The 19,370-nt window shown below is 36.4% G+C and carries 21 protein-coding genes; all 21 read right to left on the bottom strand.

Features of this window, described 5'->3' with window-relative positions; genetic code table 11:
• Window positions 1–5: 5 nt before the first annotated feature.
• Window positions 6–851 (bottom strand): alpha/beta hydrolase, encoded by an 846-nt coding sequence (locus PHP31_02185; GenBank protein MDD3738089.1) that lies wholly within the window; start codon window positions 849–851, stop codon window positions 6–8.
• 347 nt (window positions 852–1,198) lie between these two features.
• Window positions 1,199–1,570, bottom strand: a complete 372-nt coding sequence (locus PHP31_02180) for a hypothetical protein (protein ID MDD3738088.1) — start codon at window positions 1,568–1,570, stop codon at window positions 1,199–1,201.
• A gap of 4 nt (window positions 1,571–1,574) precedes the next feature.
• Window positions 1,575–2,849: a radical SAM protein gene (locus PHP31_02175; GenBank protein ID MDD3738087.1), complete on the bottom strand. Its 1,275-nt coding sequence runs from the start codon at window positions 2,847–2,849 to the stop codon at window positions 1,575–1,577.
• Window positions 2,839–4,356, bottom strand: a complete 1,518-nt coding sequence (locus tag PHP31_02170; protein ID MDD3738086.1) for an NAD(P)/FAD-dependent oxidoreductase — start codon at window positions 4,354–4,356, stop codon at window positions 2,839–2,841. The genes PHP31_02175 and PHP31_02170 overlap by 11 nt, the downstream gene beginning before the upstream one ends.
• A complete protein-coding gene (locus tag PHP31_02165; GenBank protein ID MDD3738085.1) occupies window positions 4,353–8,051 on the bottom strand; it encodes a 1-acyl-sn-glycerol-3-phosphate acyltransferase in 3,699 nt (1,232 codons plus the stop codon). The genes PHP31_02170 and PHP31_02165 overlap by 4 nt, the downstream gene beginning before the upstream one ends.
• Window positions 8,044–8,823: a glycosyltransferase family 2 protein gene (locus PHP31_02160; GenBank protein MDD3738084.1), complete on the bottom strand. Its 780-nt coding sequence runs from the start codon at window positions 8,821–8,823 to the stop codon at window positions 8,044–8,046. The genes PHP31_02165 and PHP31_02160 overlap by 8 nt, the downstream gene beginning before the upstream one ends.
• A complete protein-coding gene (locus PHP31_02155) occupies window positions 8,816–9,187 on the bottom strand; it encodes a hypothetical protein (protein ID MDD3738083.1) in 372 nt (123 codons plus the stop codon). The genes PHP31_02160 and PHP31_02155 overlap by 8 nt, the downstream gene beginning before the upstream one ends.
• Window positions 9,180–9,695, bottom strand: coding sequence for a hypothetical protein (locus PHP31_02150; GenBank protein ID MDD3738082.1), 516 nt, complete (start codon window positions 9,693–9,695; stop codon window positions 9,180–9,182). The genes PHP31_02155 and PHP31_02150 overlap by 8 nt, the downstream gene beginning before the upstream one ends.
• Window positions 9,679–10,338: an outer membrane lipoprotein carrier protein LolA gene (locus PHP31_02145; GenBank protein ID MDD3738081.1), complete on the bottom strand. Its 660-nt coding sequence runs from the start codon at window positions 10,336–10,338 to the stop codon at window positions 9,679–9,681. The genes PHP31_02150 and PHP31_02145 overlap by 17 nt, the downstream gene beginning before the upstream one ends.
• 11 nt (window positions 10,339–10,349) lie before the next feature.
• On the bottom strand, window positions 10,350–10,706 hold the full coding sequence (locus PHP31_02140) for an EamA family transporter (GenBank protein MDD3738080.1): 357 nt from the start codon (window positions 10,704–10,706) through the stop codon (window positions 10,350–10,352).
• On the bottom strand, window positions 10,694–11,767 hold the full coding sequence (locus PHP31_02135; protein MDD3738079.1) for a beta-ketoacyl synthase chain length factor: 1,074 nt from the start codon (window positions 11,765–11,767) through the stop codon (window positions 10,694–10,696). The genes PHP31_02140 and PHP31_02135 overlap by 13 nt, the downstream gene beginning before the upstream one ends.
• A gap of 5 nt (window positions 11,768–11,772) precedes the next feature.
• Window positions 11,773–12,972, bottom strand: coding sequence for a beta-ketoacyl-[acyl-carrier-protein] synthase family protein (locus PHP31_02130; protein MDD3738078.1), 1,200 nt, complete (start codon window positions 12,970–12,972; stop codon window positions 11,773–11,775).
• A 1-nt stretch (window position 12,973) separates the two neighbouring features.
• Window positions 12,974–13,231, bottom strand: coding sequence for a phosphopantetheine-binding protein (locus PHP31_02125; protein ID MDD3738077.1), 258 nt, complete (start codon window positions 13,229–13,231; stop codon window positions 12,974–12,976).
• A 35-nt stretch (window positions 13,232–13,266) separates the two neighbouring features.
• The gene (locus tag PHP31_02120) at window positions 13,267–13,857 is read right to left on the bottom strand and encodes a hypothetical protein (GenBank protein ID MDD3738076.1); all 591 of its coding nucleotides are present in this window, start codon (window positions 13,855–13,857) and stop codon (window positions 13,267–13,269) included.
• A gap of 1 nt (window position 13,858) precedes the next feature.
• Window positions 13,859–15,019, bottom strand: coding sequence for a beta-ketoacyl synthase N-terminal-like domain-containing protein (locus PHP31_02115; protein ID MDD3738075.1), 1,161 nt, complete (start codon window positions 15,017–15,019; stop codon window positions 13,859–13,861).
• Entirely contained in the window at window positions 15,019–15,438 is a 420-nt protein-coding gene (locus PHP31_02110; GenBank protein MDD3738074.1) for an acyl-CoA thioesterase, read from the bottom strand. The genes PHP31_02115 and PHP31_02110 overlap by 1 nt, the downstream gene beginning before the upstream one ends.
• Entirely contained in the window at window positions 15,435–15,854 is a 420-nt protein-coding gene (locus PHP31_02105; protein MDD3738073.1) for a pseudouridylate synthase, read from the bottom strand. The genes PHP31_02110 and PHP31_02105 overlap by 4 nt, the downstream gene beginning before the upstream one ends.
• Window positions 15,851–16,915 (bottom strand): methyltransferase, encoded by a 1,065-nt coding sequence (locus tag PHP31_02100; protein MDD3738072.1) that lies wholly within the window; start codon window positions 16,913–16,915, stop codon window positions 15,851–15,853. The genes PHP31_02105 and PHP31_02100 overlap by 4 nt, the downstream gene beginning before the upstream one ends.
• A 9-nt stretch (window positions 16,916–16,924) precedes the next feature.
• Window positions 16,925–17,830: a hypothetical protein gene (locus tag PHP31_02095; protein MDD3738071.1), complete on the bottom strand. Its 906-nt coding sequence runs from the start codon at window positions 17,828–17,830 to the stop codon at window positions 16,925–16,927.
• A complete protein-coding gene (locus PHP31_02090) occupies window positions 17,827–18,078 on the bottom strand; it encodes a phosphopantetheine-binding protein (GenBank protein MDD3738070.1) in 252 nt (83 codons plus the stop codon). The genes PHP31_02095 and PHP31_02090 overlap by 4 nt, the downstream gene beginning before the upstream one ends.
• Window positions 18,079–18,145: 67 nt before the next feature.
• A complete protein-coding gene (locus tag PHP31_02085) occupies window positions 18,146–19,363 on the bottom strand; it encodes a beta-ketoacyl-[acyl-carrier-protein] synthase family protein (GenBank protein ID MDD3738069.1) in 1,218 nt (405 codons plus the stop codon).
• Between the last annotated feature and the right edge of the window lie 7 nt (window positions 19,364–19,370).

Here is a 19,370-nt window from a genome sequence, read left to right as displayed (position 1 = left end):
GCTGTTTAATATAAATTATTATCAATAAGCCAATTAAGGCAGTCTTGTTTCCATTTTTCCACAATTGGACGATTTTTTGCGCCGAAGCCGTGTCCACCGTCTTGGTACAAAATTAGTTTATTTGCAGAGTTTTTGTTTTCAATATTTTTGTAAAAATACACACTATTTTTATAGTTTACAACTTCGTCGTCTATAGCATGAATAATAAGAATAGGTGAGGTGCTTTGGGAATTGTTAAATTCAAGCGAAAGCATTTCTTTAGTTTTATGAGTGTAGTTTTTTCCTAACAAGTTTCTGGCAGACCTTTTGTGTCCAATGCTGTCGGTAAGAGAAATAACCGGATACATCAGCACGGCAAAATCGGGTTTGAGTATATTGTCTTTTTGGCTTGCATGGTTTATAAAATTTGAGTCGCTTAAAATAGCTGTTGATGCTGCTAAATGACCACCTGCCGAAAATCCTATAATTCCGACTTTTTCGGGAGATATTTTATAATATTCGGCATTGTTTCTTACCCACAGAATTGCTTTTTGTGCATCTTGTATCATTGCCGGATGACTCCAACCATAAAAGCCAACGCGATAACGCAACACAAATGTTGTAAAGCCAAGTTCGTTGAACCATTCGGCAACTTGATGACCTTCGTGTTTCAAGCCTAAGTGATGATAGCTGCCTCCGGGACAAATTATTATAGCCGAACCGTTATGTTTATCGGCTGTAGGATAACTAACATAAAGCTTTGTTTTTCCTTTTATGTCGTCGTTGTCGTTCCACAACTTTACAGTTTCACCTGGAGGCTTAACGTTTAAAACTAACGATAAAATGCTTATTAATATAATTGACAGATTCATATTCAAAAGTTATAAAAGGATAAAGATAATATAAGATTTGAAATAGATAATTATTAATGTTCGATAAAGGGTGCGGGTTTCGGGTTGCGTGGTGCGGGTTGCGGGTTGCGTGGTGCGTGGTGCGTGGTACGGGTTAGTTTCGAGTTCTGAGTTCTGAGTTCTGAGTTTCGAGTTTTGTCCCGAAAATTTGGGAACAACTCTTGACTCATAACTTTGGACTTTCTACCACTCATCACTCATCACTCACCACCAATCACCAGCCACCAGCCACCCATCACCCATCACTCATCACTCATCACTCATCACTCATCACTCATCACTCATCACCAACCACTAACCACCAACCACTAATCAATAATTTTATTTAGTTCTTCGGGATCAATTTTTGAATACCTAGGATTTGCAAGTTTATTTTCAAAGATATCAAAATCTACTTTAAAGACTTCTTCTCCGTAAAACGACAATTTTGAATTGGTCTCGGGATTCCTTTCAAAATAAACAAGATTTTCCAAAGGTATTTCGTATTTGTTGCAGATTTGTTGAGCCAACGAAGCACTGACATTCGCTATAGGAGTGCCTTTGTTCTCGTCGTACAACTCGGTAACTACAACGTAGTACTTGTCGTCTTTTTCGGTAATAGTAATTCCGCAACGAGAAGGTATTCCCCATTGACCTTCAAATTCAAAAATTTCGTCTATATATTGATGCGATACTTTCATTTTTTTAATTTATGTTGCGTTTTACTTTTTTACCAAAACTTTTGTTGACTAGTTTCCTATTTCTGGGCTTGTAAGTGCCGTCTTCCATTTCTCTCATCATTACTTTGGTAAACAGTTTAAACATTTTTTGTTCCTGGCTTTCATCTTCATAAAATCTTTCCCAAGCGTAATGATACAGCTCGCTGAGTCTTTCGGGCGACATGTGCTTAGGATAATAAACCACCTTTTCGGCATTGTAATTATCCCAATTGGTGTCGAAGATGCGATTTTCTCTCTTAAGGTCGTTGTATGCTTTGGTGTGTGGGAATGGCGATAGAACTGTAAATTCGGCTAAATCCAAGTCTATTTCAAGTAAGAAGTCGATTAAACGTTTTATATCATCTTCGGTTTGGTTGTCTAGCCCGAGCAAGATAGTGCCTTCGACGCCTATTCCGTAGTCGTGGTAGCGTTTGATACGCTCTTTTATATAATCGGATGTGTCGAATACAGCCTGATACACGTACCAAGCACCGGCTTGTGCTGCAAGGTCTAACACTTCTGGCTTGTCTTCTATGGTGTGGCTAATCCATTTCTTTTTGAGCGGTATCATATTTCTGAATAGCTCTTTTTCCCACTCGGTATTTTGAGCAAGCGAGTTATCGACTATGAACAAGCGATTGTTTTCAATAGTTTCCAATTCTTCAATAGCTTTATCTATTGGTCTGGCTCTAAATTGTCTTCCGCCTAAGTAGCCGACAGCGCAGGGATAGCAATTAAATCGGCAACCTCTGGAGGCGTGGAACAAATCGACCATTTGCACGCCTTTATGATTGTAATATTCCTTTTTAAGCAAGTCTCTGCGGGCAGGTCCCACACATTCTATAGGAGGAAACTGATTGATATAATTGTACAGTTTTTTGAGCTTGTTGTTTCTGAAATCGTTAAAAACTTCTTCCATGCGAGTTTCGCTTTCGCCAAGGAAAACCGAATCGGCGTACTGCATTGTTTCTTCGGCATGAAGCATTGTTGCAATTCCTCCGAAAATCACTTTTTTTCCTCTTGCTCTAAATTCCTTTGCTATTTGCCAGCCCCTGTTAGCTTGTGTGCTAAGCATCATCGAGATGCCGACAAAATCGCATTCTTCGTCAAAGTCGATTTCTTCAATATTTTCGTCGGTAAATGATACCGAAACATAGTCGGGGAGCGATGCTGCCATAACTACAGGACCGTGAGGCGGCAGATTGAAAGTAGTTTGCCCCGTTAGTTTTTTCCACTTAGGGTATATGAGTTTAAATTTCATTTGTATGATTTGTAGAATTTGTAATGTCTTTTATTAGCGTGTTGTAGTCTATAAGCGAACTACATGTTATGATTGAACCTATGGTAACGCCCAACATACCGTGAGTATTGATGTTTTGTCCGGTAAGTAGCAGATTGGGTATTTTTGTTTTGTGTGGAATATAGCTTTCGGCTATGTTGTCGGCGTTGTGCATAATTCCGTAAGTTGAACCCATTGCGGTATAAGTATAATCGCGGTATGTAAGCGGCGATGAGGTTTCGTAGTAGTCTATTGCGTTTATAATTTCGTTGTCAAATTGACTGACGAGAGAAAAAACTTTTTCGGCGCATTCTTGTTTAAAATCGTAGTAAGATTTATCTCTTTTTCCTGTAAATGAGTTTTCCCATTTTTCCACCGATTCAAATTTCATAGGAGTTAGGATTACCGCACTTTTGGCATATTTTTGATTTATGCTTTCAGCTTGATGCATAAGCAGATAGCTTTTTGGTGTGGTGAAATTATCATCAGGAATATAGTCCCAAACGCTGTCGCATGCAAATCTGTACAAGTTCGTGTTTTTGTACGCAAGTTTGGCATCGTCTTTAAACTTAATGTATATGCCAAAATTAGAAACCGTGTTGTTTATTTTGTTAATTCTGTTTCTGTACGCTTTGCGTAGCAATGGAGTATCAATTAGTTTTAACAAAGTTTGAGGATGAATATCAGATATAAAATGATCGGCGTAGAATTTTTCGTTGCCTTTTGTAACAACGTATTCGGCTTTGGAGCTATCGCATTTAATTTCCGTAACTTCGCAATTGGCAAGAATTTTACCGCCATTTTTCAAAATTGACGATTCTAAACTTTTGGCAATGCTGTCACTTCCGCCAACAATTCTGTACGCTCCTTGCGTGTAAAAATTTCTGATTTGAGCGTGAATATACAATGGTGTAATATTTTTTTCTCCGCCGTACAAAAACAGATTGCCTGCCAAAACATTTTGCAAATTGGGGTTTGAAGTTATTTTGCTGATATATTCAGAAACGCTGATGTTGTTGTAAGGATTGTTGGTAAACTCGTATCCATCGAGCTTTTTCAGGTTTACAAAAGGCGAAGAATTTGCAATTTGCTTTATATCCTTTATGTATGTGTCGATGGCTTTTTTTTCGGAACCGAAAGAGTTTAGCAAATTTTCTTTCAAATTATCGTAACCTACAGGAAAATCGAAGTCTGTGCCGTTGATGCTAATTGTATCGTAAGCCGATGGATTAAGCTCTTGTAACTTAACATTGTCGGTCAGATTGAAGTACTTGAAAAATGTATTCATAATTTGTCCTTCTTTCAGACTTCCTATGTAGTGCATTCCTGTGTCGAAAGTAATACCCTTGCGTTTGAATGTTTGCAAGCAACCGCCGATTTGATTGTTTTTTTCCAAAACCAAAACATTGTAGCCGAATTTGCTCAACAAAAAAGCACACATAAGTCCGCCCAAGCCACTCCCAATAATTATTACATCGTGTTTTTTCATTGCCATTCTTCCGATTTAATATTGGTTGTAAAAGTTATTTTATCATCGACTGTCATTTGCCAGATGTCTTTGTTATTGGCTTGAATATCCGTTCCATAGTCGGTTTGAATAACAAAAGGAATATCGCAATTTTCGATTATATATTCTGCCAACTCTGTATCAGGATTGATGCTGACAACAAAGTCGTAATCGGAAAAATTAATTTCATCGTAATTTTTACATTGGTATTCCAAATTCTCGGGTACTGAAATGCAGTTTTTAGCCAAATTAATTTTGTTCACATCATTATCCACGCCAACGTGAGTTATTTGCTTTTTTACCAAGCTGTTGAGTAAGCTAAACGTGCCGTAACCGCAGTTAAGTTCCAAAACTTTACCTTCGTTGGGAATAAGATTAATAATATCGGTAAAACAACTGTATTTATTCAGCGTACGCTTGGTTTTGTAATCAAGATATGAACCTTTGTATATGTAATTGGAAATGATTTTATGCTTGAAATAGCTTGGAGTTTCGGCTTCGTTTGAAATGCTTTCGTACTCTTTTCTGTACCATCTTCTGACGGCTTTACTCATTTCGGAGTAATTATCGTCCCACAATTCCGACTGACTATTAATTCTATCGTAAATATTGATACTTACAGAGCTTTTGTTCAGAATTAATTCAGACTTTTGAAGTGCATTACCAACGCCGTGCATGACAATAGGAACAATATCCAAGTTGAGTTTATTTGCCAAATAAAAAGCCCCTTTTTTAAAACGACTGATAGTGCCGTCTTCGGAGCGTGTCCCTTCGGGAAAAACCATAATGCTGTAGCCCTTGGCAACAAGTTTTTCAATATCTTCAACGTGATTTTCAATACCATCGTAAATAGGCAGGTAATCGGCAAATTTTATGAGTTTGCCGTAAAACGGCGAATTCCAAACCCATTTGTTAGTCAGAATAATAATTTTTGGAGACAGCATCATAATGTACATCAAATCTAAGTGCGACTGATGATTGCTTATTATTATTGCTGGTTTTTCAAAATCTTCCGCCGAGTGATTTGTAACTTTGTACGATACCCAAGGTATAATCTTAGCGACTAATTTGCAGGTTTTTTGGAGTAAAACGTGAAATCTGAGTTTGTTTTTATCGGTTTTGCCAAATAATCCTAACAACACGTATCCGTATAGAGTGATGAAAAGACTTGCAAAAACAAAGAACACAAAGCTGTACGAAGTGGTAAACAGATTTTTGAAAGTAATGGGAGTCAGGCGATTTCCGCTTTTCTTTTTTGTAATCAGGTCGTAGAAGAAAGGTGTTAGAATGAAGGTCATCATCACAACCGAAAACATACCTACCATGGTAACCTGTGCAAGCGAAAACATAGCAGGATGTTTTGCAATAATCAGCGAGCCGATACCAACAAACATAGTTACTGCCGATAGTATTACAGATGTTTTGTACGTGTTCAGCAACTTGTCTTTTCTTGCGTAACCCGTTATCATTCCGTCAAGCATAAAAATTGTGTAATCATCGCCCAAACCGAAGATAAACGTGGCTAGTATTATGTTTACAATATTAAAATTGATATTAAACAAAGCCATAATTCCTAATATCCATACCCAGCTTATCAGCATTGGAATAAAGGCAATTAAGCTCAATTCAAAACGCCCGAACGATATTGTCAGGAACGCAAACACAATAAAACCGCAGATATACAAAACCGTGTCAAAGTCTTTGCTAAGGTTGCCTACCATGCTTTTTACAACGCTGCTATTGTCCACAGCAAATACATTTTCGCTTTTGTTAATTTGGCTAATTACTTCATTGCTTTTGTCCGGCGGTGTGTGCAATACTGTTACAACCGAGTACTGTTCTGATGATTTATGAATGTAGTTGCTTGCTAAGTTGTTGTTGATTACCGAAAATTCATCGAAAGGCAATATTGAGTAGCTCTTGCTGATGAGATTGTTAATTCCATCGAAGGCAGATTGTTTGTAACCTAATTTTTTGCCTATTGTCATTAAATTTTTATTCAAATCGTCTTTTCTATCTTTCCAAAAATCTTCCCATTGTTTAAGTTTTTCTTTTTGAGCTTGTTGCGAAGGAATAAAATTGCCAATTCCGTTTATTTCAGTTATTTCTTCATCGGCAAGCATTTGCTTTAAATTAGGCAGAATTTTTTCGTATTGCATAATAGCCGAATCAACTGTAGATGCTTGCGATACGCAGAAAATTGTGTTTTTGCCCAAAGAAGAGTTTTTGCTAATTGTTTTAAAAGCTTGCTTTTGCTTTTCCGACATGTAATTTATTTTGTTCATGTCGGTTTCAAATTTTATTTGTTTTGAAAAATGAAACAGAACAGGAGTAACAATAAGCAATATTATCAGTAAAGCCTTTTTCTTATCAAATCGGTATTCGGCTATTTTGTTTATCAATCGGTAGTTTTCGTCAGATTTTTTTTCTATTGTTTTAGTTAGGATATGAGGTAGAAAAATGACTACAAAAATAAGAGCTCCAATAAGGGCGGCGGCAGCAAATATGCCGAAATCTTTCATGGGTTCGGCGGAGATAAATAGAAGACTCAAAAATGCACCGACTGTCGTAAAACTGCCAATAATAAGTGGCGAGCTTATGTTGCCCAGAATTTGTCGTGGCGAGGCACCGTTTCTGTGCTGAGTCATGTAGTGCAGTGCGTAGTTTATTGCAATTCCCAATATTATCGAGCCTGCACCTATTGATATTGCCGAAATAGAATCTTTTATTATTGATAATGTGGCGAGTGACAACAATCCGCCGTAAAAAACAGGAACAAATATTAAAGCAATTATCTTGATTCTTCTGTAAAAACTCAAAAGCAATATAGAGATTATTACAACGGCTATTGTTATTGAAATTGCGCTATCTTTTTTAATTTGCTGAGCGTTACTAACAGCTACCGCCGAAGCTCCGAAATAGCTTGTTGACAACCTGTTTTTGAAATGTTTTTCGGTGTAATCTAAGGAGTTTTCAATGTTTTTTACAAGTTTCTTATTGTTTGCAGTTTCGCTACTGCTGGTCTGCGAAGTTATAAAAATGAAGAGGTTTTTGTAGTCGGCTGTAAATATGTACTGATTATGCAATTTGTAGTTTTCGCCAACGCTAAAACTGTTAAGTCGCTTTAAAATCGGGACTGAAAAATGTAAAGGATCGTTCAGAATTTGATTTTTTAAAACTATACCGGCAAAACTACCAAGCAATTGCTTGTTGCTTTCTAAAGTTTTTTCAATATTTTCTGGCTTTATAGCCGAATCAATTGTTGCATAATCTTCTGTTGTGAGGTAGTAGGGTAGATGCTCAACGATAAAATCGGATACTTCCATCATTTTGTCGGTATCAATTTTATACATTATATCATCTTTGGCGTTTAGCGTAGCATCAACAGAATCGAGATACTGAACAAAAACTTCCGCAGCTTCGCAAAGCAGGTCTATATCAACGGAATTCGTGTCTTTCGGACTTAGCATCACAATTGACTTATTTTCAAGTCCTTGCTGCTTTATGAGAAAATCTGTCTGCTTGTCGCTACTTGGCAAAAACTCCGATATATCTTCGCTAAAATTTAATCTCAAGGCAAAAAACACACCCGCAACAATCGATAATACGAGGATTGCCATTGCCAAAAGGCGGTTTTTGTTAAAAAAATCGTATATAGCTTGAACTATTTTACTCATTTGTAAAACGATTTTTTAAACAATGAAACAAAATGGAGGGATAACCGTATATTATCGCAACGATGCACAAAAAAGTGTTTAGCACACTTATTCTGAAAAAATCGGTGAAGGGTCGGAAATGCGATATTTTCTCGGATTTCGGTGGATAATATACGTTGATATTGACGGGAATAATACTTACGTTTTTCCAAGCTAATCGGACTAATATTTCAAGTTCCGTTTCGTATCTGTTTGTAAGTATATTCGTTTTTCTGATATGCTTAATAGGGTATAACCTATACCCCGACTGTGTGTCAGGGAGTTTTTTGCTTGTCTGTACTGTAAACCAGAAGTTTGAAAATTTGTTGGCAAAGCTACTACCTGCTTTCATGTGTTCTTGCACAAAACTCCTACTGCCAACTATCATTGAGTTGGGTTTTTCAGCAATTTTGTTTACAAAAACAGGTATATCTTCTGCAAAGTGTTGACCGTCAGAATCAATACTTATTACGTAGTTGTAATTGTTTTGTTCGGCGTATTTAAAACTCTGTTTCAGAGCGTAACCTTTGCCCCTGTTTTTGTTGTAGCTTATGGTATTTATTTTGTCGCCGAATTTGTCAAGTATTTCGGCAGTGCTGTCGGTCGAGCCGTCGTTTACAACCAAAACATCCGGCGTGTACATTAAAACATCTTCAATAATTTTCGACAAAGTTTTTTCATTGTTGTAGGTTGGTATTACAACCAAAACACCAAGCTCTTTAATATCTTCAACTTTGCTATTATTGTTAGTCATGCACTGAGTAAGTTAGTTTAATTCTTGCAAACATTGTGTCATCGTGTTTGATAACGATATTCAACTTATTTGCTTCGTCTTTTGTAAACACAAACTCCACAATCGGGTTTTCAATAGGATTTATAGCATTTAAAAACCTTATATTTTGCGTTTTGTTTATGCTAATTTGTTTCCCAAGTTCGGTACTTATCAATTCTTTGGTAATTTGCAACAAAAGTGCACCTGGAGTTATGGGATTACCTGCGAAATGGACTTCAAAAACCCAATGATTGCTGTTAAGTTTAATCGTATAAGCGAATCCGTCATCTGACTTTTTGCTGTCGGTTATTTTGTAAAAATAGTTTTTAAGTTCGGTATTACTCATCAAATTGTAAAAAAGTAAGTTTGTAAGATATATTGTTTCTGAGATTTATTACGGTGTAATTTCGGTCTTTGTTGCATTCAAAGCACTGTACCGTCTTGTGTTTTAATAGTTTGCTTATTTTATACGAGCCGTTGGGATTAAACTGTAATTCGTAATTATACTTCTTGTTTGTGTTTGGCGGAAATTTTGAAAACAAAAATCCCAGGTCGCTTTCAATTATTTTTTTCACAAAGCGATTATTAAGTTTGTCGGCAGCGTAGTCTATTTCAACATTGCCGTCGGATACCGAAAAATCAATAATTTTAATTCCAAACTCGTTTACTATCGAAGCCATTATTTTGTTTCCGTCGAATTTAGCCAACATAATTCCCGACAAACCGTTGTTGCCATATTCTATAGAAAACGAAAATAAGTACGTGCCTACATCTTCTAATTGTAGAATGTAGTACGGCTCGAAGGGTTTTTGTGTGTAAACTGATTGTGAAACTACGTTATTTGTTGATATCAAAAACGCGGTTATCAATATTTTTGTTAAATATCTTTTCAGAAAAAGCGATATTTGTAACATCTCCTTGTTTGTCGTGCAAAAGTATAGAATCAACGCTCCAATCTTTACTGTTAAAATGCAGCGAGATTTTGCTAATCATATCGCCTAAAACTTTGTTTTTAGGGACGATTTCAACTTTGTAATTATTGTTATGTTTAAAATAAGTGATGTCAAAATCTTTTTTATTGTCCAACAGTTCGCCATTGAAGCTGCCAACAACAATAGAACTTAAATTTTTAAAAAACGAATTGGAATTTGAATCAAAAGAATTTTTTTGATCCTTGTTTACCATTGCAATATTATTTTCGTTGATAACAAAAGAAAACTCGTAAGGAGTGGTGTATTGCCAAAGCAGTTTTCTATCTTTTTTCAAATACATTTTTCCTTTAGAAATCAGTTTTGAATCTAAAAACGACATTTCTTTTTCCTGAACAAAATTGCATTGTATGGTATTTACGCTTTCAGCGGATTTTTTTATTTGATTTTTACAAGCAATGGCATCGGCATCATTAAGCTTTGTGTAGTTTTGAGCGTTCAGATTTGAATTAAAAATACTGAACAAAACGAGCAAAGTAAGGACGTAAAAATTAGTTTTAACTCTCATGATTTAGAATTTTACTTCTGTACTACAAATATTACGCCTAAAATTATCAAGCCGAGTCCAATCCAACGATTAATGGGTATTGTTTCATGAAAAATGACGACAGCAGCTATTGCACCTATAACGTAACTCATGCTGATTAGCGGATAAGCCATGCTAAAATCGAAGTGTTTTAATATGTACATCCAAAGCAATGTTGCTATTACTATTGAAATTCCTGAGAACAGAAGTTGCCAATTTACAAGTAATTGCTTGAAAAATTCTATCGTAAACGAGAATTTTCCCATTCTTTGCATCGCAAATTTCAAAAACACTTGAGCTGCGACCAAAAAAGTCGATTGTATTAATGATAAACCTATTAGTCTGTACATTTTGAAATAATTGAAAGTGCGTGTTGCTTATTATCTGAATGATTATAGAAAAGTATATTTTCCGGATTTTTTATTTCTTTACCGTTAAGTGTAAGATGTTTTGGAATGAGTCCGTTTTTCAGACAGATGGTAGCTGCACCAAACCCAAATCCGCTCGACGTGTAATAATAACCGCTCAAATTCCTATACAACCCAATTTTGTTGGAGATTTCACTGTTATTAAATAAATTGCTGTAAATCAAGTCGTTTTCTTTATCTCCGTCAATACCTGTAAGTATTAAATCGATGTTGCTGAAGTTAAGGTTGTTTTCAGCCAAAAAATTCTCAACAAAATCTATGTCAATACCTTTGCAATTATACGTTACCTTAAGGTCGGTTATTTTAGCATATGATTTTTCGTTAAACCGGTTGGTAACTACCAAAGCCGAACTGCCTTCGCCTGCAAATGAACCGTAGCTATCATTCTGTTTGGCTATGTTTAATGTGCTTTCGACATTTGTTTTCCAAAATTTAAGATTATCGTACAATTTATGAAACTTTTCGTTAAACTCGTCATTGCCCATAACCAAAGCATTGTTTATTTCGTTGTTTCTTATCATACAAACGGCATCTAATAGGGCATGCTCGAACGATACACCTTTTTGCATAAAAGTATTGTTGTAGTTCTTGCAATTAATATCAATTGCAACCTGACTGCTTAGTGTGTTGTGAGTTGAGTGAATGAAAGCCGTTGGAGAAAGGAACTCTTCATTGTTCTCTACCATTGAGGTCAAAAACTTTTCGGTATCCGTAGCGCATCCCAAACCTGTACCCGAAATTATAGCGTCAGGAATATCAATGTTTGCATTTTTTAAAGCAGTTTTTGAAGTTACAATGCTTCGTTTTATAATGGGACTCATCCTGCGTGCAGTACCGGCATTTATGTACTGCTTGTAATCAGGTTCTTGACACTTAACGTAGTTGCTGCTAAAATCTTCGGGATTATATATTACATCATCCGACAACGGTTTCTGAATAGATATTAAACCTATGCCATTAATGTATATTGGAGTTCGTTTCATAAAAATTAGTTGTACAGCGAAAATATTATACTGGTATTGTTGCCGCCAAACCCGAAGGAGTTAGAGAGTACGTTTTTTAGTTTGCGGCTTTCAATTTCTTTTTGCGGAGCAAAATTAAGTTCCGGCATTTTTTCCTTGAAGTTGTAGTTGGGCGGAATAAAACCTTCGTTGAGAGCTAAAATGCTGATAATTGCTTCAATTGCACCCGAGGCGCTGGTAGTGTGTCCTGTAAGCGATTTTGTGGAGCTGACAGGCGGAATATTATCGCCAAAAATTCTTTGTATGGAAATGCCTTCCGACAAGTCGTTGTTTGGTGTTCCGGTGCCGTGTGCGCTAATGTAGTCAATGTCTTGAGGTTTCAGATTTGAGTTTATCAAGGCATTTTGCATAGCCAAGTATGCACCTTCGCCTTCGGGCGAAGAAGCAGTCTGGTGGTAAGCATCGCAGGTGTTGGAATAGCCGCTTACTTTGCACAAAATTTTGCCTTTATCTTGAGGTTTTACGTCAGATGCTTTTTGTAAAACTATATATGCTGCACCTTCGCCAAGATTTAAGCCGGCTCTGTTTTTATCAAACGGGCTACAAATTTCATTATCTAAAATTAAAAGCGTGCTAAAACCGTTTATGTGAAACTTCGTCAAACATTCACTTCCGCCGACAATGGCAATATCAACAAGGTCGTTTTCTATAAGTCGGCAACCCATTATTACGGAGTTCGCTCCCGACGAGCAAGCTGTTGATATAGTTGATACGTGACTGAAACATCCGAAGTAGTCGGCAATAGCTTCCGAGCTGGAACCGCAGTCGTGGACTTTGATATACTTGTCGTACTCGTCGGTTTCAAAAAAGTCTAAGAAATGCTTTTCGCTTTTTTCCATACCGCCAACAGTTGTACCGTTTATAAATGCTACACGCTTTGTCGTTTTTTCTTCGTCGCTTAAGGATTCTATAGCTTGTTGTACAGCTAAAATCCCCATGAGCGTAGTTCGAGTGTGTTCGGCATCTTCGGGCAGGTTGAGCATTTGCTTCATTTCGGCATCCGACAAGGCAACTTCGGCGACAGGATATTTATTTATAGTATCCAAATGTTTGATTTCGCCGATTGGACAAGTTGAATTTTTAATAGAATGCAAAATTTCGGCAACACTGTTTCCAATAGCCGAAACAACACCCATACCGGTAACAACTATTTGCTCGTTTTTCATTTTATTTTGTACGATGTTTTTCAATGTACTGCGCCATTGTTTCTACCGAAGAAAAAATCTCTCTACCTTCATTGGCATCTTTTAGTTTTATACCGTAGTTTCTTTCCATTAGTACTATTAGTTCGAGAGCATCAATAGAGTCTAAGCCTAAGCCGGCGCCAAACAAAGGGGCTTTTTCGTCAATATCTTCGGGAGATATCTCTTCTAAATTTAAAACTTCTATTATCTCTTCCTTTAGCGTATCAATTAATGATTTCATATGTACTTAAATTTAAAAAATTTATATGCTCTAATTTAATTTATTATTTGTTTCAGATTTTTGTAGTTGCTCCTGTTTATCAGATATGCTTCTGCATAATTAATATCGTTGAATTCGTCAACAAATAGGACTATAGCATGGTTTGTATCCGACGTGCTATATGTTGAGTCAATGATATTTATAAAATTTTCGTTGTTTTTATTTTCTGAAATTATACAAGTGTTTTCGCCGTAGATTTTGTGTCGTATGCAGATTTCGCCCAAAACTATATTTGGCAAGGTGTATACAAATACTGCCGGACTTGGAAAAAAATCATCGCCTAATGTGGCTTGGTAATTACAATCGGTGCTTAACGACGAGTACGAACTTAGCATAAACAATGCAAGATTTTCTTTTTCCTCAACTGATAGTTCAGCTTTTTGAAAAAGTATTTCGGTAGATAAAAACCCTAATTTCGCAAGCAAGTCCATTTTATAAAATTTCGGATAATCTATTTCCAACGATTTATAAATTTTTTTTGCAAATGTAATCATATCTGCCTTATCATTATTGCGATAAAAATCCTTATCGGAATAATTGACTTCTTCCAATGAAATTTTGCAGTATTTAATCGTATTATCTTGCATGTTAAATCATTTTAGAAATTAGCACGGCAGCGTTGCATCCGCCAAATCCTGAGGCAGTTTTCAAACACTGCTTAAGTCCCGATTTATGATTTACGGTTTTGTCAATAACGTTAATGTCTACACTTGTGCCTAAATTTTCAAATCCCAAGCATTTGATAAGCGTATTGTCAATCAGGGCTTCGCCACATAAAACAGTTTCAATAACACCTGCGGCTCCCATTGTATGTCCGAAGTAACCTTTTAAACTATTAGTGTAAACTCTGTTTAAATCAGTTCTGCCAAATGCAATGGCTTCCATTTCGTCGTTGTACGGAGTCGCAGTTCCGTGTGCATTTATGAAATCGGGGTTGAAGTTGGATACCGACTCCTTTATTTTGTTTATAGCTTTCACAAGACCTTCGCCTGTTCTGGAAGGACCCGAAATATGGTTTGCATCGTTGGTTATTGCGCCACCTTCGATGATAATTTTATCTTTCAATTCATCTTTATTATCTGTGATGCTTAGAATTATTGTTGTAGCAGCTTCACCCGAATTAAGACCTTTGCGGTCTTTGTCGAAAGGTTTACAAGGCTCATCTGATAGGGCTTTAAACGACTGAAATCCTGAAACAATAAATCGACTTGATAAGTCGGCTCCAACTATTATAACGTATTTGAATTTCTTTGCAATCAGAAGTCGCTTAGCAATTACAATTGCCGATACTCCCGATATGCAAGCGTTTGAGATTACTATTGGTTGATTGCTGTTTTCGAAATGTTTGCACAATATGTTTGCACTTCTCCATAAATACGCTTGACTTGTATCTGTGCAATTCTTGTTTGTATTATCAATTGCTGTGATATTTCCTTTGGTTGTTGATAGGATAAACAAAACATCTTTTGAAGACGGATTTATGTTTGCCTGCTGTACAGCTTTGTGAGCAGAAAGTATTATCAGTTTGTCGAAAGTATTGTCTATATTTTGGATATTAGCAGCTTTAAGTTGAACTTCCAACTCATTTTTATCAATTATTGATGCACAAAAATCTTCGGTTAAGTTCAGAGCCGATTTGTCGTACTTGGTAAGCGAAGTTTTGCCTTCTTTGATGGCATTATAGTTTTCGTAGGTTGAAAAACCCAATGGCGATATAATATTGTTACCTATTTGATATACAAAACTCATTACAACAAATTATATTTTTGTTTCCATTTCAGAAAAAATTCCGGTGTATTCCACTCAAGTTGGTAGTCGGCGTTTAAGAAAACTTGCACGCTACTTCCCGTTGCGATTACTATCTTTTGCGACAAATCAAAAATATTGTATTTGTACTTTATTTTCGCTGCTGCACAAGGTTCGTAAATAGCTTCAACTATAGCTTTGTCGCCGTAGGTCAAAGGTTTTTTGAAGCTAAAATCTAAATTTACCAAAGGAGCGTAGTATCCATTTTTTTTAATGTCTAAGTATCCGATTCCGTATTTTTTTCCAAAAGCTTCGCGAGCATCTTCAAAATACTTTGCATAAGCTCCGTGCCACACTATTCCCATAGAGTCAACTTCGCTAAAGCGGATTTCTATTTCTTTTGTTGCCGATAGTATTTTCATTGTTCGGATACTTTCATTTCGCCTGTGGCGATAATTTCATCGTTAAGTTTAACAATAGCTTCAATCATGGTTATGCTGGCAAAAACATTTAAAACCTTGATACAAGTTTCTATTGTTTGATTTGCAGCAGGAAGCATTTTTATTTCAAAATCTTTAACACTGCCAATAACGCCTACGTTTACTCCTTTACCGCCCTTCATATTTAAGTACCCTATACGAGCAGCGCAAGTTTGGGCAATATTTTCCATCAATCCGGCTTCGCTAAGCACATTGTCGATTACCAAAACATTGTCGGGTTTAATGTTGAAAACAGTTTTTGCAAATTCCTGACTGCATTCAACCAACTTATCAATAAAGATAAAAGGTCGCTTTTGCGGCAAAAGTGTTTCAACATTTATATTAATTATATCATTCATATCGTACATTCAACAATTGTGTGGCTTATGCCTATGTTATCATGGGTGCGGTTGATTTTAAGTCCGGCTTTTTCAATTAGTTTTGCCATGTCGTCAAATTTGTACATCTGGCTGTTGCCGTTTGCCATGCAGGTAAAGTATAAACTTGTTGCTGTTAGGCAATACGAACCGGCTACCGTTTTTTGGTTATCCCAAAATGTTTCCATTATGAATATTTTGCCGTTGGGGTTTAGTGTTTCTTTCACGTTCAATAAAATTTTTACAATTTGCTCTTGCGAGAAACAATCTAAAAATTGGCTCATCCACACAACATCGTAGCCTTTTGGATATTTTTTGTCAAAATTCAGGATGTTGGCAGCTTGTAAATCTATTCTGTTTTCAAATCCTGCCTTTTTTATATTTTTTTCCGCATCTTTCAGCTGTCCCGGAAGGTCTAAAATGGTTACCTTAACATCGGGGTTGAATGTTGCACATTCTATTGCAAATTTTCCGGTATTTCCGCCAATGTCTAAAATCTTTTTAGGATTATCGGAGAAAATTATAGGCAAAGCCAATGGAAATGAGAAGTCGGAGTAGTAGTGGTCGAACTCGAACCAGCTTTTTCTGACCTGTTCGGGAAGTTCCGAAAGTGCTTGATAAATAGTATCCCATTTACCAAAAACTTTTAAACCTTTGGGTTTTCCGTTTAGCAGAGCTTCATCTAAATAGTAAAAGCCATTGTAATTTACATCGTGAACAAAGTTCATATTGGCTATTGTTAGGTCGTCTGTTAGTAAAAACCATCCGGTTTTGGTTAAGAAAAACAAATCGTTTTTTTCTTCAACTACTTCAATGTGTAATCCTGCTTCTAGCAATACTTTGGCTGCATATTCGGATATATTACACTTGTCTGCAACGTCTTTGTATGAAATGCCATTTTCGTTATTATTTAACACTTCCAATATGCCAAATTTTACCAAACATCTTGCAGCTTGAAACATTATTGGAGCGAATGCTATTTTTTGGGCATCAAACTGAGCCTGATGAGCCGATTTATAGTTATTACTTCGTTTTATTGCCATAATGTGAAATTAATGTTTTCTGTAATTCCAAAAATCGTAATAATTAAACCACTGCAAGGGATACTTTTTTACAACTGTCTCGAGGGTTTTTACATATTCTTTCAGAAGCAGAACCGATTTTTCTTTCAAAGGTAGATTGTCGCCATCGACTTCAATTCTATAGATATATGTAGTATATTTTTTATATCCTTTTCTGATAGTAAAAAGCACAATTACAGGGAGATTTAATTTGGTGGCAATTTGAAAGGGGTTTAATGGGAACAAGGCTTTATTGTTCAAAAACTCGCATTCTATATTGGTTGAGCCTTCGTAGGTTCTATCACCCGAAACGCCCATAAGGTCGCGGTTATCAACAGCCTGATAAATTGATATAAAATGCGAATAGGGGTCTACAACCGGTATTAGCTTTGTATTCTGTTTTGCAAGTAATTCCGTTCTGTGTTTTTGTATGTGCTTTGCCTCAAATCCGTAAACAAGAGAGTGAATAATTTTATTCTCGGATTTAAGAAAGAAAGCAACAATTTCCGAATTTCCCACATGCGATTGTACAAGCAATCCACTGCTATTTTTATTGTTGGCTACATCATCAAAAATGTGTTGGTCGACCGTTTTGAGGCTAAATCCTTTTTTGTAGCCCGATAATACGGCAAACTTATCGGCAATTACAAAAGCAAAAAGTATATGATTTTTAACTACTGAAAATGTGGATTTCAGTACGCCAAATTGCTGATTTCTTCTAAAATATCTGAATGTGTTTTTTGTTTCTCTATGATGAATTATTAGAAAAAATGGAACCAACACAAGTCCTATTGCGTAGCCGGGAATTACACCAAAATTTCTAATAAAAAAAAGGGAAAGATTGTAACTTATTTTGCTGATTTGAGTTTTTCCCTGCCATGTATCGTTTGATATCATGCTTTTGAATTAAGGACGTTTTCTATAAAATCGTAAAACTGGTTAAGAGTAAGAACCTCTGCCATTTCTTCCGCTTTTATTCTATATCCGAAAATTTGCTCAACTATAACTACAATGTCAACAAAGTCAAGGCTGTCGATACCTAAATCTTCTTTTAATAAAGCTTCGGGCTTTATAAGATGGGGTTCGACTTCAATTTCATCAACTAAAAAAGTATTGACTTTATTTTCAATTTCTGTTCTTGTCATAATATTAAATATGTTAACATTTGCAAAGATATAAATTTTGAATTATTTATTTAAATAATAATCGGATTTATAAGTTTTTTATAACTATGGCGCTGTTGGTGCCACCAAAGCCGAAAGAGTTAGAAAGAACAGTGTCTAACTTAGCTTCGGTTGTTGACCCAATTATGTTAATTTTCTCTGACTCTTCGTCGGGGTTTTCGAAATTAATATTCGGAGCAATGAAATTGTTTTTCATCATTAGTATTGAATATACTATCTCGCTTGCACCTGCCATCCAGCACTCGTGTCCTGTCATCGATTTTGTCGAACTCACGGGTGTTTTATATTCGCCAAACAGAGAGCTTATTGCCATAGCTTCGTTTCTATCACCCAAAGGAGTAGATGTTGCGTGTGCGTTGATGTAGTCTATGTCGGCTGGGGATAATTTAGCATTATCTAAAGCCATTTTCATAGCTATAAGCGAGCCTACATTGTTGGGTTGCGAGATGTGTTCGCCATTTGATGAAAATCCGTAGCTGACGATTTCGGCAAGAATATTTGCACCTCTTTTCTTAGCGTGTTCGTATTCTTCCAAAATAAGTGTTGCAGCTCCGCCGCTTGGCACAAGTCCGTCTCTGTCGCGGTCGAATGGGCGTGAAGCTTTTGTAGGTTCATCTATTCTTTTTGAAAAAGCATCTAAAGCATCAAAACTACCCATTGAATACAAGTTGGTTTCTTGAGCTCCGCCGCATATTACAATGTCTTGCAGACCGTTTTGTATGAATAGTAAACCCAATCCTACCGAATGCGAACCGCTGGCGCAGGCAGCACTTATAGTCATGTTTATGCCCTTTATTTTGTATATTACCGACAAATTCATTGTAACCGTCGAGTTCATCGATTTGAATATTGCCCCAGAGCCCATAAGCATGGTGTCTTTTTTCTCAACGGCAATATTGTGGGCTTCTATAACGGCTTTTGCCGACGAATCGTTTCCGTAGAAAATACCTACAACGTTGTTTTCCAAAAAATCAAGGTCTATGTTAGCCATATCTAAGGCTTCTTGCGTGGCAACGTAAGCGTATTCTGTTTCTTCAGCCATGCCCGACCTTAATCGTCTTTCTAATTTACCTTTCAAGTTTGGAGCTTCCAATATGCCGGTTAAAGGCGATTGGTAACCGTATTCGGTTCTAAGCGGGTCAATGCCTATACCCGATTTGCCGGCACGCAACGACTGAGTTACTTCGTCGATGTTTTTTCCAATACTTGAATAAATTCCAATACCTGTTACTACAACTCTCCTCATAATTTAT

It is taken from the genome of Lentimicrobiaceae bacterium (assembly GCA_028697555.1).
Lineage (GTDB): Bacteria > Bacteroidota > Bacteroidia > Bacteroidales > UBA4417 > UBA4417.
This window is presented reverse-complemented; position numbering and strand designations above follow the sequence as displayed.

Bases quoted from the DNA above. Each gene is read 5' to 3' on its own strand.
- PHP31_02185 (MDD3738089.1), bottom strand. From the start codon at position 851: ATGAATCTGTCAATTATATTAATAAGCATTTTATCGTTAGTTTTAAAC.
- PHP31_02180 (MDD3738088.1), bottom strand. From the start codon at position 1,570: ATGAAAGTATCGCATCAATATATAGACGAAATTTTTGAATTTGAAGGT.
- PHP31_02175 (MDD3738087.1), bottom strand. From the start codon at position 2,849: ATGAAATTTAAACTCATATACCCTAAGTGGAAAAAACTAACGGGGCAA.
- PHP31_02170 (MDD3738086.1), bottom strand. From the start codon at position 4,356: ATGAAAAAACACGATGTAATAATTATTGGGAGTGGCTTGGGCGGACTT.
- PHP31_02165 (MDD3738085.1), bottom strand. From the start codon at position 8,051: ATGAGTAAAATAGTTCAAGCTATATACGATTTTTTTAACAAAAACCGC.
- PHP31_02160 (MDD3738084.1), bottom strand. From the start codon at position 8,823: ATGACTAACAATAATAGCAAAGTTGAAGATATTAAAGAGCTTGGTGTT.
- PHP31_02155 (MDD3738083.1), bottom strand. From the start codon at position 9,187: ATGAGTAATACCGAACTTAAAAACTATTTTTACAAAATAACCGACAGC.
- PHP31_02145 (MDD3738081.1), bottom strand. From the start codon at position 10,338: ATGAGAGTTAAAACTAATTTTTACGTCCTTACTTTGCTCGTTTTGTTC.
- PHP31_02140 (MDD3738080.1), bottom strand. From the start codon at position 10,706: ATGTACAGACTAATAGGTTTATCATTAATACAATCGACTTTTTTGGTC.
- PHP31_02135 (MDD3738079.1), bottom strand. From the start codon at position 11,767: ATGAAACGAACTCCAATATACATTAATGGCATAGGTTTAATATCTATT.
- PHP31_02130 (MDD3738078.1), bottom strand. From the start codon at position 12,972: ATGAAAAACGAGCAAATAGTTGTTACCGGTATGGGTGTTGTTTCGGCT.
- PHP31_02125 (MDD3738077.1), bottom strand. From the start codon at position 13,231: ATGAAATCATTAATTGATACGCTAAAGGAAGAGATAATAGAAGTTTTA.
- PHP31_02120 (MDD3738076.1), bottom strand. From the start codon at position 13,857: ATGCAAGATAATACGATTAAATACTGCAAAATTTCATTGGAAGAAGTC.
- PHP31_02115 (MDD3738075.1), bottom strand. From the start codon at position 15,019: ATGAGTTTTGTATATCAAATAGGTAACAATATTATATCGCCATTGGGT.
- PHP31_02110 (MDD3738074.1), bottom strand. From the start codon at position 15,438: ATGAAAATACTATCGGCAACAAAAGAAATAGAAATCCGCTTTAGCGAA.
- PHP31_02105 (MDD3738073.1), bottom strand. From the start codon at position 15,854: ATGAATGATATAATTAATATAAATGTTGAAACACTTTTGCCGCAAAAG.
- PHP31_02100 (MDD3738072.1), bottom strand. From the start codon at position 16,915: ATGGCAATAAAACGAAGTAATAACTATAAATCGGCTCATCAGGCTCAG.
- PHP31_02095 (MDD3738071.1), bottom strand. From the start codon at position 17,830: ATGATATCAAACGATACATGGCAGGGAAAAACTCAAATCAGCAAAATA.
- PHP31_02090 (MDD3738070.1), bottom strand. From the start codon at position 18,078: ATGACAAGAACAGAAATTGAAAATAAAGTCAATACTTTTTTAGTTGAT.
- PHP31_02085 (MDD3738069.1), bottom strand. From the start codon at position 19,363: ATGAGGAGAGTTGTAGTAACAGGTATTGGAATTTATTCAAGTATTGGA.